This is a genomic window from Gemmatimonadaceae bacterium (assembly GCA_036496605.1).
Lineage (GTDB): Bacteria > Gemmatimonadota > Gemmatimonadetes > Gemmatimonadales > Gemmatimonadaceae > AG2.
In genome coordinates, this window is sequence record DASXKV010000035.1 from 134,248 (window position 1) to 149,378 (window position 15,131).

Here is a 15,131-nt window from a genome sequence, read left to right on the forward strand (position 1 = left end):
TCCGGTCGCGCCGTGCGCCGGATCGTGTACAGCCAGCAGCAAATTGCCACACGCGTCCGAGAGATAGGCGAAGAGATCGCCAGAGCGTATCCTGATGGAGATCTGCTCGTCCTCGGCCTATTGAAGGGGAGCTTTATATTTCTCAGCGATCTGGTGCGGGAAATCCGGCGGCCGCTACAGATCGATTTCCTCGTTGCGGCGAGTTACGGCGACTCGACAATGTCGAGTGGTACCGTCAAGCTCGTTTATGATCCGGAAACCGAATTGGGGGGTAAGCATATACTCCTGGTAGAGGATATCGTCGACACCGGGCGTACCCTGAACCGCTTGATGGACCTTCTTCAGGCACGGAAACCGCGTTCTTTGGAGATCTGCGCGTTGCTGCACAAGCATGCAGCGGCCGAGCTCCGGTATCCGACGCAGTTTGTCGGGTTCGACGCGCCGAACGAGTTCCTGGTCGGATACGGGTTGGATCACGCGGAAAATTTCCGTCACCTTCCGTACATCGCGAGCTTGCAGTAGATGCCAGCACCCACTCCTCCGAAATCACCCAAGAAGGACGTCAACTGGGGCCGTCTCTCGAAGACGCTCTCGTTCTGGCTCCTTATTCTTCTCATCCCGGTCGCGCTGATCCAGCTCTCGAATGGGCGCTCGGATCAGGCTCCGCTCATCAGCTACACGCAGTACAGGGCCGAGCTGGGTCGCGACAACATCCGCAAGGTGAAAATCCAGGCGGGGAAATACGTCGCGGGCGAGTTCAAGACGTCGATTCCCTTCGACGGACGCAACGTGCCGAAGTTCAACGTGCGTCTGCCGATGGAGAACGCACAGGCCGAAGTCGACAGCTTGAACAAACACAATGTCGTCATCGAGGCGGAAGACGCTCGTCCCTCGATCACAGCGTACATCGTCAATTTCCTGCCGTGGCTGCTGCTGATCGGCTTCTACCTGTTCCTGTTCAGGCAGATGCAGGCAGGAGGCGCGAAGGCGTTCTCGTTCGGGAAGTCGAAAGCGAAGCTGCTCACCGGCGATACGCCCAAGGTGACCTTCGCCGACGTCGCGGGCGCGGATGAAGCCAAGCAGGAGCTGCAGGAGATCATCGAATTCCTGCGCGACCCGCAGCGGTTCACGAAGTTGGGTGGACGGCTGCCGAAGGGCGCGTTGCTCGTTGGTCCGCCGGGCACCGGTAAGACGCTGCTCGCACGAGCCGTCGCCGGCGAGGCCGCGCGGCCGTTCTTCTCGATGTCGGGGTCCGATTTCGTCGAGATGTTCGTGGGCGTGGGCGCCTCGCGTGTCCGCGATCTGTTCGAGCAGGGCAAGGCGCACGCGCCGTGCATCATTTTCATCGACGAGATCGACGCGGTCGGACGTCACCGGGGCGCCGGTCTTGGCGGTGGTCACGACGAGCGCGAGCAAACGCTCAATCAGCTGCTCGTCGAAATGGATGGCTTCGAGTCGAACGACGGGGTCATTCTGATCGCGGCGACGAACCGTCCCGACGTGCTCGATCCGGCTTTGCTGCGACCCGGGCGATTCGATCGCCAGATCGTCGTCGATGCGCCCGACCTGAAGGGTCGAGAGGGCATTCTCAAAGTGCATCTGCGCAACAAGCCGATCGCCGATGATGTCGACATCACGACCGTCGCGCGCGGAACGCCGGGTATGGCCGGCGCCGATCTCGCCAATCTCGTGAACGAGGCCGCGCTGCTCGCCGTCCGTCGCAACCACGATCGCATCTACATGATGGACGTCGAGGATGCGAAGGACAAAGTGATGCTCGGCGTCGAGCGCAAGTCGATGGTCATGAAGGAGGACGAGCGCCGCCTAACGGCTTATCACGAGGCTGGCCACGCCATTTGTGCGATCAAGATCGCGGGCAACGATCCCTTGCACAAAGTGACGATCGTCCCACGAGGGCGCGCGCTCGGGTTGGCGTTCACGCTGCCCGAGGACGATCGCGTGTCGATCACGCGTCAGCAGCTCGAGGCGCGGTTGGTCATGAGCTACGGCGGCCGCACGGCCGAGGAATTGGTGTTCGGTCGCGATCGCGTGACGACCGGTGCCGCGAGCGACATTCAACAGGCGACGGCGATCGCTCGCCGTTACGTCACGCAGTGGGGATTGTCGGATGCCATCGGCCCCGTGCTCGTTGGCGACAACGAGCAGGAGCTCTTCCTCGGCCGAGAGATTCAGCATCGGCGTGAAGTGTCGGAGCAAACCGCGCAGCTCGTCGATCAAGAGGTGAAGCGAGTGATCGGGGAGGCGTACGATCGCGCGAAACACACGCTCGAAGACAACATCGATCTGCTACACGCGGTCGCGGCGGCGCTGCTGGAGCGGGAGACGCTCACGCGCGATGACATTGCGATCCTCGTGAAGGGCGGGAAGCTGCCGGCTCGAGTGAGCGGCGCCGTCTCCGGCGGCACACCGCAGTCGACGCCGACGCCGGCCCTCGAGCCGCGGCGGACGCCGCCGTTCCTCGGTGGGCCGGAACCATCACCGGCGTAGAGTACTGTCATCCTGAGCGAAGCGAAGGATCTGCTTTCGGGGTCGTGAAAGCAGATCCTTCGTCGCTTAGCTCCTCAGGATGACAAGGAGGCAGCTGTGCGCGACCTCTGGCAGATCAAATCGCGGACGCTCAAGCTCAATCGCCCCCTCATCATGGGCATCCTGAACGTCACTCCCGACAGCTTCAGCGACGGGGGTCGCTTTTTCTCCCGCGAGGCGGCAATAGCACACGCGAGCCGCCTCGTCGAAGAGGGTGCGGACATCATCGATGTCGGTGGGGAGTCGACGCGACCACAGGGCGCGATCGCAGTCGACAGTGCCGAAGAAATGCGACGCGTGCTCCCGGTGATCGTGGCGATCGCCAAAGCGCTTCCGGAGGCGACGCTGTCCATCGATACCGTCAAATCGGAGGTAGCGGAAAACGCGCTCGACGCCGGTGCACACATTGTGAATGATGTATCGGCCTTCCGTCTGGACCCTCGCATGGGCGAGATTTGCGCGACGGCTGGCGCCGGTGTGGTACTGATGCATTCCCGAGGAAACGTGAGCGAGATGGGTACGTACGCGGATGCAAGCTACGACGATGTGGTCGATGAAGTACTGACGGAACTGCGCGAACGTGTGACGATGGCACGCGATGCCGGCGTCGCCGAGGACTGCATTGCCGTCGATCCAGGCATCGGCTTCGCGAAACGCAGTGAGCATTCGCTCAACATGCTCTCGGCGCTCCCGGAGCTCGTCGAATGGGGATATCCGGTCGTCGTCGGAGCCTCGCGGAAGCGGTTCGTCGGGCAGATTGCCGGCGGTGAGGAGCCATCAGAGCGAGTGTATGGGACGGTTGGCGCCAATGTCGTGGCGCTCGAGCGCGGCGCGCGGATTTTCCGCGTCCATGACGTAGCGCCGAATCGCCAGGCGCTCGACGTCGCGTGGGCCATCATCGAGCGCGATCGGGCGGCTGCGCGGTCATGAGCGTCCTCGAACAGATCCGGCTGCTCAGCTTTGGCTGGCGTGATGTACTCGAGGTCGCGATCGTGGGCTACGCGATCTATCGGGTGCTGCTGCTGTTGCACCGATCGCGCGCGGTCCCGGTGTTGATCGGGATCGTCGTACTGCTGCTCACCTATGCGGTGGCGACAGCGCTGAAGCTGACGATGATCACCTATCTGCTGACGCTGGTCTACACCTACGGCGCCATTGCACTGCTGATCATCTTCGCGCCGGAGCTTCGCATCGCGCTCTCCGTGATCGGCCGGTCGCCGATGCTCCGCTTCTTCCGGCACATGGGCGAGACGGATGTGGCTGACGAGACGGCGAACGCGGTGGAGCGGCTGAGTCGGTCCGGCATCGGCGCAATCGTCGCGATCGAGCGCGAGGTGCCGCTCGATGAGTACGTGCGGTCCGGATCCGAGATGCAGGCAAAGGTCTCGGCCGACCTGCTGACGACGATCTTCACTCCGTATTCGCCATTGCACGACGGCGCGGTCGTAATCCGTGGTGATACGATCGTCGGGGCTGGCTGTATCTTGCCGTTGTCGCAGGCGGCACTGCTCGATCGCTCGTTAGGTACGCGCCACCGCGCGGCACTCGGCCTGAGCGAGGAGACCGACGCCCTCGTGATCGTTGTATCCGAGGAGACGTCGGCGATCTCGGCGGCGGTGCAAGGAAAGCTCTGGCGGAATCTGAGCTCGGCGCAGTTGCGGGACCTGCTTGCGGGCTTGCCACCGCGGTCGAGTGCGGAACAGCCTAGGCTCGAGGCGCGCGCGTAGCGGCGCGGTTCGGCTCACCGCGGAGCACGGCGCGCGAATCGCCGGGGTTCTGCTCCTTGTCGTCTACCTGATCTCGCTCGCGCCGGACGTCACCTTCTGGGACGCGGGCGAATTCATCGCAGCCGCGCACTCGTTAGGAATTCCGCATCCGCCGGGCACGCCGCTCTTCATATTGCTCCTTCACGACTGGGCAAAGCTGTTTGCATTTCTGCCTTACGCCACTGCCTGCAATCTTTTCTCGGCGGTCTGCACGGCGCTTGCAGCGCTGCTGAGCGCGGTGCTGATCAGTCACGGTCCGCGCTTCGAGCGTGGACGTAACGACGGCTGGTACGTCCTCGGCGGCGTGCTGTGCGCCGGCGCCATGAGCTCCGTCCAGCTCAACGCAACCGAAACCGAGGTCTATGCGGCGTCGATCGCACTCGTGGCGATCACGCTCGCCGTCGCGAACCGTGCTGGCCGAACGGCGAGCGCGCGATGGCGCGTTCTCACGGCATATCTCATCGTGCTCGCCGTGCCGTTGCACCTCAGCGCGCTCGTTGCAGCCCCCGTGGCGGTCTATCTCGCCGCCAGCAATGACGACGGTCTCATCGACTGGCAAACGGCGCTTGCGCTCACCGGTGTGTTCGTTGCCGCCATCGGCGCCGGTCGCGCCTCATGGGCATTTGGCATTGCCGGAGTCGTCGTCATCGTTTCGGCGCCGCCGCTCGCGGGTCAGATGTGGCGCTCGATTCCTCGGCAGACTCCGGGTTCCACGCGCCTTCTGTTCGTCACCGCCGTCGCGGCGTCTGGCGTATTCGTTTTGCTCCTGCGCGCGCGGCACGACCCCGCAATCAATCAGGGCAATCCGACGTCACTCGCTTCACTCTCCGACGTCATCGCGCGCCGTCAGTACGATGTTCCTCCCTTCTGGCCGCGACTCGCGCCGATCTGGCTTCAGATCGCGAACTGGTTCGAGTACGCCGATTGGCAGGTCGCGCTCTCGTTAGGCCCGACGCTCGTGCCGACGATCGGCCGAACGGCACTGACGGTCCTTTTCGCGCTGTTCGGTATGGTCGGCGCCGCCGCGCATCGGGCCGCCGATCGCCGCCAATGGCGCGCGGTTCTTCTCCTGCTGCTCTGCGGGACCCTGGGCGTTGTATTGTATCTCAACATGCGCGCGAGCCCGTCGTTCGGTTGGGGGATTCTTCCCGCCAGCGCGATCCGCGAGGCGCGAGAGCGCGATTATTTCTTCGTGCTCGGTTTCTGGGCGTGGGGCCTCTGGGCAGGGTACGGTGCAGTGACGATCGCACAGCGTCTGCGCGTGCGTCCCGTATTCGGCGTGATCGTCGCGGCGCTGCCAATCGTGCTGAACTGGGGCGCCATTACGCGCCGTCACCAGCCTGAAGCGTCGCTGCCGAGGCGCCTCGGCGAGGCTTTGCTGCTCTCGGCGCCTCAGCGTGCGGTACTTTTCGTCGACGGCGACAACGACACGTATCCGCTGTGGTATCTGCAACAAGTCGAGTCACTGCGTCGCGATGTAACAATCGTGACCGTTCCATTGCTGGGCGCCAGCTGGTACGGAGCCGAGCTTTCGCGACGATACGATCTTCTTCCAGCCGGCGGCGATGTGGGCACGTATGCCTCGGTGAGCGCGGGTATTGCGCAGCGAGCGCGCGCGCTCGGCAGGCCCGTGGCTGCATCCGTCTCGCTCGACGCGCATACGCGAAATCAGATCGGGCATGACTGGATGCTCTCCGGACTCGTCTACGTCGAGCGCGGCGGTGCCCCTTTGGACACGATCCGCGTCGCACTCGGTCAGGCGGTCGCCGTTGACACTGCGGCGACTCGGTCGTGGTCGCAACGCATCGAGCGCTGGCGAGGCGACCAGGCAGCGCGAGGGTCAACGGATTCGATCGATGATTACGCACTCGGATTGCTCTCGTGCCCGCGATTGTACCTGCTGCCGACGCCCGACAGCGCGCGGGCCGATTCACTTGCCTCGCTCTGTAACCGCCGATAACTTGGTACGTTATGCGTTTTTCTGACCTGCCGGAGCGACTGCGGGAGGTCCGAGGTCGCATCGACGCCGCGATCGAGCGAGGCGGGCATCGACAAGCGGTAACGGTGGTGGCCGTGACCAAGACTCACGGCCCCGAAGCAGTAGAAGCGGCATGGGAGGCTGGACTCCGGGACGTCGGCGAGAACCGCGTTCAGGAGGCGCTCAAAAAAATGGATGCCGTTCGATCGGCGGTTCGGTGGCACCTCATCGGGCACTTGCAGCGGAACAAGGCGAAGCAGGTGAAGCGATTCGACCTCGTGCACTCGATCGACAGCACACGCCTCGCCGACGCAGTGAACGAGATCGGATGCGAGGCTAGCCACCCGATCGATGTTTTGTTGCAGGTGAATGTGGTCGGGGAAGTGACCAAGGGAGGGTATTCGTTGGACACGCTGCCGAGTGAGGGTGAGCGCATGCATGGCCTAACGGGGCTGCGCGTCCGCGGCATCATGGCGATGGCGCCGCTCGACGCGGACGAGCGAACGCTGCGAACGGTGTTCGTGGGTGCGCGTGAGGCGCGCGCCAGGCTCGTGAGCGCCGGGCATGAGGCGACGGAGCTCTCGATGGGTATGTCCAACGATTTCGAAATGGCAGTGGAGGAAGGTGCGACGCTCGTTCGTCTCGGGACCATCCTTTTCGGCGCGAGGGAGGAGGAAGCGACCGCATGAACGACGAGATCTTTCGGCTAACGCCGGTCGACGTCCGACGCATGGAATTCCCGAAAGCCATGCGGGGGTATGATCAAGGACGCGTCGACGATTTTCGCGATCAGGTCGCGAACGAGCTCGAGCGCGTCACGCGGGCCAATCAGGACCTCGACTCGACCGTTCGCTCACTCACCGAACAACTGCGTGGCTTCCGCGATCGTGACAAAGCACTAAACGACGCGCTCGTCTCCGCGCAGCAGCTGCGTAGCGAAGTGCGCGAGCAATCCGAGCGTGAAGCGCAGCTGATTCTGCGCGAGGCGCGCGCCGAAGCGGATCGCGTTGTTCAGAGCGCACAGATGGACGCGTCGCGATTCGCCGATCAGATCGCGCTGCTGTCGCGGATGCGCCGCGGCTATCTCAAGCAGTTTCGTGTGATGCTCGAGCGCCAACTCGCGGAAATCGCGGCCGAGGAGGACCTGCCCGACCCCGATCCGACCTCGATTGTTGGTGGAGAGCAGCAGGACGCGGCGGAGCCACCGGGCAACCCGCGGTCAGGGGCGCTCTTTCGCGGATGACGGTGCACGCTCAGGTCGCGCCGGAGCTGGAGGCGGCGGCCGCGAATCTTCACACGCTCGAGCGCGTTGATGAGGCGGCCGCCGCCGTGCGCGAGCGCTTCGCTCGCCGCCCCGAGGTCGCAATCGTTCTTGGCACGGGACTCGGCCGTCTCGGCGCGGAGATCGACACGTCGGTAACGATCGAGTACGCGGAGATTCCATCGTTCCCACTCTCGACCGTCGAGTCGCACGCCGGACGCCTCCTCTGCGGGACTCTCGCGGGAAAGACAGTCGTGGCGATGCAGGGCCGCTTTCATCGCTACGAGGGCTACACGTTGCAGCAGGTGACTTTTCCAATCCGGGTACTTCACGCGTTAGGCGCCAGAACGCTCGTGGTCTCGAACGCGTGCGGCGGCATGCATCCGCTCTGGCAGGCGGGCGACCTGATGCTCATCGCCGATCACATCAATTTGCTGGGCGACAATCCGCTCGTGGGACCTAACGACGATCGCTTGGGACCGCGCTTCCCGGATATGTCGGATGCGTATGACGCGGAGCTCCGCGCGGTGGCGCGTGCGGTCGCGCTGGAGGCGGGAATCCAGCTCCGTGAAGGCGTCTACGTCGCGGTGAGTGGACCCAATCTCGAGACGAGGGCCGAGTATCGCTTCCTGCGCGCGATCGGCGCGGACGTCGTCGGCATGTCGACGGTGCCCGAGGTGATCGTCGCGAAACACGCCGGCATGCGCGTTCTCGGCGTATCGATCATCACGGACATGTGTCTTCCGGACCATCTCGAGCCAGCAACGGTCGAGAAGATCATTGCTGTGGCGAACGGCGCCGAGCCGCGCCTCACGCAACTCGTCGCTGGTGTGTTGGAACGCCTCTAAGGGTTATGACAGCAACCGACGCCAGCGCGATGCAGTCAGCGCAGTTCGAGCCACTACCGCCCGATCGTCCCGCCGACGTTCTCGAGCGCGATCTGCTCGCGCAGTGGGATCGTGAAAAGCTCTTCGAGCAAACACTCGCGAGCCGCAAGGGCGCGGCGTCGTTCGTGTTCTTCGAAGGACCGCCGACAGCGAACGGTCGGCCGGGCATTCACCACGTTTTCTCGCGCACGATCAAGGATCTGTTCTGCCGCTATCGCGCGATGAAGGGGTATCGTGTGGAGCGAAAGGCGGGGTGGGACACGCATGGCCTGCCAGTCGAGATCGAGGTCGAGAAGCAGCTCGGTATCAGCGGCAAGCAACAGATCGAAGCGATCGGCGTCGCCGAGTTCAACCGCCTGTGCCGCGAGAGTGTGTTTCGCTATCGCGGCGACTGGGAGAAGCTGAGCGCGCGCATTGGCTTCTGGCTCGACTATGCGCATCCCTACGTCACATTCACGAACGATTACGTAGAAAGTGTGTGGTGGGCGCTGAAGACGCTCTATGACCGCGAGCTCCTCTACCGCGGTCACAAGATCCTCCCCTATTGCCCGCGCTGCGGCACGGCGCTCTCGAGTCACGAGGTGGCGCAGGGGTACGAAGACGTCGAGGATCCGAGCGTGTACATCGCCCTCGAGGTTCGCGAAGGCGGCAAAGGTAACGAGCAAGCTTCCGGGCGTGAGGAGAAGAGCGGTCGTCATGCCGTGCGCCGGATCCTCGTCTGGACCACGACGCCGTGGACGCTCGTCTCGAACGCGGCGCTGGCCGTGCATCCCGATCTCGAATACGTCGAGGTCGTGCGTCGCGAGGGCGAAGATTATCGAACGCTCATCCTCGCGGCCGACCGCGCCCAGGCCGTCTTCGGGAACGATTACGAGAACCGGTGGGAAATCGTTAGGCGATATCGGGGTTCGGATCTCGTCGGCTGGCGCTATGAGCGTCCGTTCGACTGGCTCGACTTTCCGGAGGATCGCGTCCACGAGGTCATCGTCGGCGAGACCTTCGTATCGGCCGAGGATGGCAGCGGCGTCGTGCACATGTCGCCGGCGTTCGGGGCCGACGACTATGCCGCCGGCCAGAAACTCAACCTCGCCTTTCTGCAACCGGTGGACGGACGCGGCCAGTTTCCGCGCGACTTGCCCGTCGTCGGTGGCCTCTTCGTCAAGGACGCCGATGCACTCCTGATCGAAGAGCTGAAACGACGAGGCGTCCTCTGGAAGTCGGCGCGCATCACGCACTCGTATCCGCACTGCTGGCGGTGTGATACGCCGCTACTCTATTACGCGCGCACCTCGTGGTTCGTGCGCACGACGGCATATCGAGACGGAATGCTCGTCCGCAACGCTGCCGTGAATTGGAATCCCGCAGAGGCAGGTGAGGGGCGCTTTGGCGATTGGCTGAAGAACAATATCGATTGGGCGATCTCGCGCGATCGGTATTGGGGGACGCCGCTTCCCGTGTGGCTCTGCGATGCCAACGAAGCCCACGCTGATGTGATCGGCAGCTATGCCGAGCTCGCCGAGCGCGTCGCCGTGCCCTTGCCGAAGGATTTCGATCCTCACAAGCCACATGTCGATAGTTACAGTTGGCGATGCGCGCGGCCTGGATGCCCGGGCCACATGCGCCGCGTGTCCGAAGTGATCGACACGTGGTTCGACTCGGGATCGATGCCCTTTGCGCAGTGGCACTATCCGTTCGAAAATCGCGAGCGTTTCGCGGCTCAATACCCGGCAGACTTCATCGCTGAGGGGGTCGACCAGACGCGAGGATGGTTCTATTCGCTGTTGGCGATCGCCACTGGCCTCGAGCTCGAGCGATCCGCGGCGGATTCCGATGCCGCGCCCGGTGAGAAGCGTGATCTCCGAGAGACCGCTCCGTACCGGGCGGTCGTGGTCAACGATGTTGTGCTCGACGCCGAAGGCCTAAAGATGTCAAAGAGCCGCGGGAACGCTATCGATCCGTGGACGGTGATCGAGCGACACGGCGTCGACGCGGTGCGCCTGTTTTTTGTGGCGTCGAGCAATGTTTGGGTCCCGCGCCGGTTCGATGAGCGGGTGATTCGTGAGCAGGCGGGGCGCTTCCTCCTCACATTCAAGAACATCTACAGCGGCATCTTCGCCGAGTACGCGAATTTCGGTTGGACGCCGACGGAGCTCGATCCTGCGGTCGAACAGCGGCCGCCCCTCGATCGATGGGTCCTCGGCCGGCTCGCGGCCGTCGAGCGTGCGGTGGACGAGTCGCTTGGCCGCTATCAGGCGACCGATGCCGCGCGCGCGATCATCGGTTTCGTGGACGACGATCTGTCGAACTGGTACGTGCGCCTCAGTCGCTCGCGATTCTACGATGTCGACGCCGAAGACAACCGCGCTGCGTTCGCAACGCTCCACGAGGTGCTGGTGTCGGTTTGCCGCCTTCTTGCCCCAATCTCACCATTCGTGAGCGATTGGATTCATCGGCAGCTGGTCGGAACCTCCGTGCATCTCGCGCCGTTTGTTGTCGAGCGGCCTGCGGGTTTCTTGGGCGACGCGGGTCTGCAGACTGCGATGGCAGCGACGCGCACTTTGGCGCGTCTGGGCCGAGCGGCGCGAGAGCAGGCGGGAATCAAGGTTCGCCAGCCGCTGCGGCGCCTGGTCTGCGTTGCGCCGAATGTCGACGACGCGCAGCTCGAACCGCTCGTGCCGCTACTGAGGGTGGAGCTCAACGTCAAGGAGGTGGAGTTCGCATCGTCTGCAGACGCACTCGTGACATTGGAGGCGAAACCGAATTTCCGTTCGCTGGGTAAGAAGTTCGGAAAAAAGACGCCGCTGGGAGCCGAAGCGATCAAGGCGTTTTCGAGCGAGCAACTGCGTCTGTTCCTTCGTGGCGAGCCGCTCGTCGTCACCGTTGACGGAGAAACACATGCGCTCGATCAGGAGGACATCACTATGATTCGGCGCGCGTCGGGTGAACTCGTCGTTGAGGAGGACGGCGGATTCTTCGCGGCAATTGACCCGACTGTTACCCTGGAGTTGAAGAGCGAGGGGCTCGCACGAGAGCTCATTAGCCGGGTACAACGTATGCGAAAGGAGGCTTCGTTGGCGGTCAGCGATCGCATCGTACTGACCGTGGGTGGATCCGATGAGATCCGTGCCGTGATCCAAAAGCACGGCGAGTGGATCGCATCGGAGGTGCTGGCAACCGAGCTCGTCTTCCGAGACGAGCTCACAAATCGGTATGACGCCATGCAGGAGCTCGACCTCGATGGGGTCGTGGCGCGCTTGGCCTTCACCAGGATACAGTAGCTATGCCCACAGCGAACAGCGCCAAGAAGCTCAAGCCGATGACCAAGAAGAACCTCCAGCATTTCGAGAAGCGATTGCTGGAGGAGCGTCGTCGTGTGCTCAAAGAGCTTGGCCGTGCCGACGAGGCCTTCGGAAACACACCGCAGTCCGCCGACGGCGATCTGAGCAGCTATTCCTTCCACATGGCGGACCAAGGTACCGATGCGATGGAGCGCGAGAAGGCGTTTCTTTTCGCTAGTCAGGAGGGTCGGTTCCTGTGGCACATCGACGAGGCGCTCCGTCGCCTCTATCGCAATCCAGATTCGTTCGGTAAGTGTCACAATTGTGGGCAGGAGATCGCCTTCGAGCGGCTCGACGCGCTACCCCATGCGCGATACTGCATAGACTGCAAGCAGCGCGAGGAAGATGCGAAGAAGTAGCAATGCGGCGCTGTTCTGGCCGGTGATGCTGTTGGTGACGGTGAGCGACTTCATCACGAAGAGGCTCGCCGTGGAGACGCTCATCGAGCGGTCGCTGCCGCGCGACGTATTCGGCGACTGGTTCCGGCTGGCCCTCGTTAGGAATCCGGGCGCCGCATTTGGGCTGAACGTTGGCCTGTACTCGCGCTTCATTTTCATGGCGCTGACGATCGTCGCGCTGATCATTCTTGCGCGTTTGTATCGCAGCACACGACCGGGCGATGCGTCCCGGGTCGTTGCCCTTGCACTCGTGTGTGGCGGCGCGATCGGCAATCTCATCGACCGAGTGTCATCCGCCAAAGGTGTCATCGATTTCATCGACGTCGGCATCAGCGAGATCACGCGCTGGCCGACGTTCAACGTCGCCGATATGGCGGTGAGCTTCGGCGCGTTCCTGCTGGCGTGGGTGCTGTGGGAAGAAGATCGCGATCTGGCGGGCGAGGTGGCGCCTGTGACTGCAGGATCGGTGGCGCGCGAGTCTGGTGAAGTGTGAGCCGGAGCTATCGGGCATTCGCCGGTAGCTGATTACTGTTCGCGCATGACCACGTCATCGAACGGCCGCATCTTCTGGGGAGCCGCCCTCGCGGTCGTCGTACTCGACGTCATCACGAAATTGCTCGCGCAGCGACACCTCGTGCCGCTGGTACCGCACAGCGTGGTCGGGGAAGTGGTTCGCTTCACACTGGTATACAACCGCGGCGCGGCCTTCAGCATGTCGCTCGGCCCACACTCGCCGTGGATCTTCGGGTCCTTCGCGGTCATCGCCCTTTTCATTCTCTGGCGCTTATATCGGCAGACGGCGCCGGCGGATCGGCTGCGGGCGCTCGCGTTAGGCCTGGCCTGGGGCGGCGCACTGGGCAACCTCATCGATCGCATTCGTACGCGTGGCGATGGAGTCGTCGACTTCATCGACATTGGCGTTGGCACGGTTCGCTTCTGGACCTTCAACGTCGCGGATTCGGCGGTCACTGTTGGCGCACTGCTGCTCGCGTGGGTGCTCTGGCATGAGGAGCAACGATCGAAGGCCACACGACCTGTGGCACCGAAGCGGGAGGCTGTCGAAGAACGGACCGGAACGTGACCGGCGGCGGCCCGCCCGGTGACGGAACCGCCGGGACGACTCACGAGCTCTCCGCGCCTGACGATGCACCGCGACTCGATCTGTTGATTGCGGGGCAGCTCGATCTGTCTCGCAATCAGGCGGCGACGCTGATCGCAAATGGCCGCGTATGGGTGGATGGCCGGCGAGAAAAGGCGAGCTACCGGGCCCGCGCGGGTGAGCGCATAACGGTTGTGATGCCGACGCCTCCAACGCGGACCGTGCTCGCGGAATCGATTCCTTTGGCAATTGTCTATGAAGACGAGGACGTGCTCGTCGTCGACAAGCCCGCCGGCATGGTCGTACATCCCGCGCCCGGCCATTGGTCCGGGACCCTCGTAAATGCCCTGAAGGGTCGAGGGTCGACGCTCTCTGGGGGAAGTGCCGAAGGGCGCGAAGGAATCGTCCATCGGCTGGACAAGGAAACGTCGGGGCTTCTGCTCGTCGCGAAGACGGACAGGGCACATCGCGTATTGGGCGCCGAGCTCCAGGCCCGGCGCATCGTTCGACGCTACGCAGCAGTCGCCTGGGGACATGTCGCCGAAGATCGCATCACGATCGAGAAGCCAATCGCGCGCGATCCGCGAGACCGAAAGCGCATGGCGATCGTCAGTAAGGGACGGCCGGCGCGGACGGATTTCACCCGGCTGGCGCGCTTCGATTCCGCCGATCTGCTACGGGCGCACCTGTACACCGGGCGTACGCATCAGATTCGCGTGCATCTCACCGCGATCGGCCATCCGGTCGTTGGCGATGACACGTACGGCGGAGGCGGGGGGCGCCGGCTCGTTCAATTACCCCCGCGTCGACACTTTCTGCACGCTGCGTGGTTGCAGTTTCGCCATCCGGTGAGCGGGAAGGAGATCGACATTCGCTCACCGCTGCCGGAGGATCTCCGCCGAGCGCTGGCCGCCATTGCACAGGGCAGTCTTCCCGACGACGCACTTGCAGGCGACCTCGATCCGCTGGAGTACTTTGGCTTCTACCGCCTCCACCTTTGAGCCAACCGTCGCGCCGGCTACCGGGGCGCGACGGACATTGCTGTACCGGGTTGGAAGCGCGGTTTACGGCTGCGACATCGACGACATTCGGGAGATCGTACCATTCCGGCAAGCGACTCGCTTGCCGGGCGCACCGGGGTATGTCACGGGGCTGATCAATCTCCGCGGGACGATCGTAACCGTCTTCGATCTCGGTGTACTCCTCGACGCCACGCGCGCGCGTGTAGCTGAGAATAGTTCGATCATGCTCGTCGCGATGCCAGGGAACAGCCGCCTGGTTGGCGTCGCGGTGCAGGAAGTCATGGATGTTCGCGTCGTCGGCACGTCGGTCGACGATGTCATTGCCGACAGCGCCGGCAACGATGCCGTGCGCGGTCTCGCGCACGTGGACGGCGGGACGGTCATCCTCCTCGACATCCACTCACTCGTCAGGCAGGTCCTGCTCTCCTAGGAGGTTCCTTGAGCCATACCGTTCTCATTTGTGACGACGCGATCTTCATGCGGACCATGGTCGGCGACATACTCAGCCAAGCGGGATTCGAGGTTGTGGGCGAAGCGGAAACTGGCGTGCAGGCCGTGGAGAAGTACAAGCAACTCCGGCCCGACCTCGTCACGATGGACATCGTGATGCCCGACATGGGCGGTATCGATGCGGTCCGCGAGATCTGCAAGCACGATCCGCAGGCGAAAATCCTCATGTGTTCGGCAATGGGGCAACAGGCGCTGGTCGTGGAGGCGATCCAGGCGGGCGCGAAGGATTTCGTCGTGAAGCCGTTCCAGCCTTCGAGGGTTCTCGAAGCGGTTCAGCGGGTGCTCGGGTGATGGCAGAGTAGAGGGCAGAGAGCAGAGGGTGATT

Annotated in this window: 15 protein-coding genes; all 15 read left to right on the forward strand. The window is 63.5% G+C overall.

All coding sequences use genetic code 11. The features are described 5' to 3' along the window. Positions 1-12 precede the first annotated feature (12 nt). The 15 genes from hpt to VGH98_14370 all read left to right on the forward strand — a co-directional run bounded on the left by hpt (position 13) and on the right by VGH98_14370 (position 15,097). A complete protein-coding gene (gene hpt, locus VGH98_14300) occupies positions 13-522 on the forward strand; it encodes a hypoxanthine phosphoribosyltransferase (protein HEY2377143.1) in 510 nt (169 codons plus the stop codon). Beyond that, the gene (gene ftsH, locus VGH98_14305; GenBank protein ID HEY2377144.1) at positions 523-2,508 is read left to right on the forward strand and encodes an ATP-dependent zinc metalloprotease FtsH; all 1,986 of its coding nucleotides are present in this window, start codon (positions 523-525) and stop codon (positions 2,506-2,508) included. Positions 2,509-2,604: 96 nt separating this feature from the next. Further along, positions 2,605-3,477 (forward strand): dihydropteroate synthase, encoded by an 873-nt coding sequence (gene folP, locus VGH98_14310; GenBank protein ID HEY2377145.1) that lies wholly within the window; start codon positions 2,605-2,607, stop codon positions 3,475-3,477. Further along, on the forward strand, positions 3,474-4,274 hold the full coding sequence (gene cdaA, locus VGH98_14315; GenBank protein HEY2377146.1) for a diadenylate cyclase CdaA: 801 nt from the start codon (positions 3,474-3,476) through the stop codon (positions 4,272-4,274). The genes folP and cdaA overlap by 4 nt, the downstream gene beginning before the upstream one ends. Further along, positions 4,240-6,273, forward strand: coding sequence for a DUF2723 domain-containing protein (locus VGH98_14320; GenBank protein ID HEY2377147.1), 2,034 nt, complete (start codon positions 4,240-4,242; stop codon positions 6,271-6,273). The genes cdaA and VGH98_14320 overlap by 35 nt, the downstream gene beginning before the upstream one ends. 11 nt (positions 6,274-6,284) lie before the next feature. After that, complete coding sequence (locus tag VGH98_14325) at positions 6,285-6,980, forward strand: YggS family pyridoxal phosphate-dependent enzyme (GenBank protein HEY2377148.1); 696 nt, start codon at positions 6,285-6,287, stop codon at positions 6,978-6,980. Next, entirely contained in the window at positions 6,977-7,534 is a 558-nt protein-coding gene (locus VGH98_14330) for a DivIVA domain-containing protein (GenBank protein ID HEY2377149.1), read from the forward strand. The genes VGH98_14325 and VGH98_14330 overlap by 4 nt, the downstream gene beginning before the upstream one ends. Continuing rightward, positions 7,531-8,400 (forward strand): purine-nucleoside phosphorylase, encoded by an 870-nt coding sequence (locus tag VGH98_14335; protein HEY2377150.1) that lies wholly within the window; start codon positions 7,531-7,533, stop codon positions 8,398-8,400. The genes VGH98_14330 and VGH98_14335 overlap by 4 nt, the downstream gene beginning before the upstream one ends. A gap of 5 nt (positions 8,401-8,405) precedes the next feature. Further along, positions 8,406-11,717 carry an isoleucine--tRNA ligase gene (gene ileS / locus VGH98_14340; GenBank protein ID HEY2377151.1) on the forward strand — a complete coding sequence of 1,104 codons (3,312 nt, stop codon included), beginning with the start codon at positions 8,406-8,408 and terminating at the stop codon, positions 11,715-11,717. Positions 11,718-11,719: 2 nt separating this feature from the next. Beyond that, positions 11,720-12,136 (forward strand): TraR/DksA C4-type zinc finger protein, encoded by a 417-nt coding sequence (locus VGH98_14345; GenBank protein HEY2377152.1) that lies wholly within the window; start codon positions 11,720-11,722, stop codon positions 12,134-12,136. Beyond that, complete coding sequence (lspA, locus tag VGH98_14350) at positions 12,123-12,668, forward strand: signal peptidase II (GenBank protein HEY2377153.1); 546 nt, start codon at positions 12,123-12,125, stop codon at positions 12,666-12,668. Before VGH98_14345 ends, lspA (VGH98_14350) begins: the two co-directional genes overlap by 14 nt. A 45-nt stretch (positions 12,669-12,713) precedes the next feature. Further along, positions 12,714-13,256, forward strand: a complete 543-nt coding sequence (lspA, locus tag VGH98_14355; protein ID HEY2377154.1) for a signal peptidase II — start codon at positions 12,714-12,716, stop codon at positions 13,254-13,256. Then, positions 13,253-14,275: an RluA family pseudouridine synthase gene (locus VGH98_14360; GenBank protein ID HEY2377155.1), complete on the forward strand. Its 1,023-nt coding sequence runs from the start codon at positions 13,253-13,255 to the stop codon at positions 14,273-14,275. Before lspA (VGH98_14355) ends, VGH98_14360 begins: the two co-directional genes overlap by 4 nt. 37 nt (positions 14,276-14,312) lie before the next feature. Further along, positions 14,313-14,726 (forward strand): chemotaxis protein CheW, encoded by a 414-nt coding sequence (locus VGH98_14365; protein ID HEY2377156.1) that lies wholly within the window; start codon positions 14,313-14,315, stop codon positions 14,724-14,726. 8 nt (positions 14,727-14,734) lie between these two features. Then, positions 14,735-15,097 (forward strand): response regulator, encoded by a 363-nt coding sequence (locus VGH98_14370; protein HEY2377157.1) that lies wholly within the window; start codon positions 14,735-14,737, stop codon positions 15,095-15,097. The last annotated feature ends 34 nt before the right edge of the window (positions 15,098-15,131 follow it).

What these genes read in the sequence shown, in the direction of transcription:
- VGH98_14335 (HEY2377150.1), top strand. Translation starts at nt 7,531, where the DNA reads ATGACGGTGCACGCTCAGGTCGCGCCGGAGCTGGAGGCGGCGGCCGCG.
- cdaA (HEY2377146.1), top strand. Translation starts at nt 3,474, where the DNA reads ATGAGCGTCCTCGAACAGATCCGGCTGCTCAGCTTTGGCTGGCGTGAT.
- VGH98_14345 (HEY2377152.1), top strand. Translation starts at nt 11,720, where the DNA reads ATGCCCACAGCGAACAGCGCCAAGAAGCTCAAGCCGATGACCAAGAAG.
- VGH98_14325 (HEY2377148.1), top strand. Translation starts at nt 6,285, where the DNA reads ATGCGTTTTTCTGACCTGCCGGAGCGACTGCGGGAGGTCCGAGGTCGC.
- ftsH (HEY2377144.1), top strand. Translation starts at nt 523, where the DNA reads ATGCCAGCACCCACTCCTCCGAAATCACCCAAGAAGGACGTCAACTGG.
- lspA (HEY2377153.1), top strand. Translation starts at nt 12,123, where the DNA reads ATGCGAAGAAGTAGCAATGCGGCGCTGTTCTGGCCGGTGATGCTGTTG.
- lspA (HEY2377154.1), top strand. Translation starts at nt 12,714, where the DNA reads ATGACCACGTCATCGAACGGCCGCATCTTCTGGGGAGCCGCCCTCGCG.
- ileS (HEY2377151.1), top strand. Translation starts at nt 8,406, where the DNA reads ATGACAGCAACCGACGCCAGCGCGATGCAGTCAGCGCAGTTCGAGCCA.
- VGH98_14330 (HEY2377149.1), top strand. Translation starts at nt 6,977, where the DNA reads ATGAACGACGAGATCTTTCGGCTAACGCCGGTCGACGTCCGACGCATG.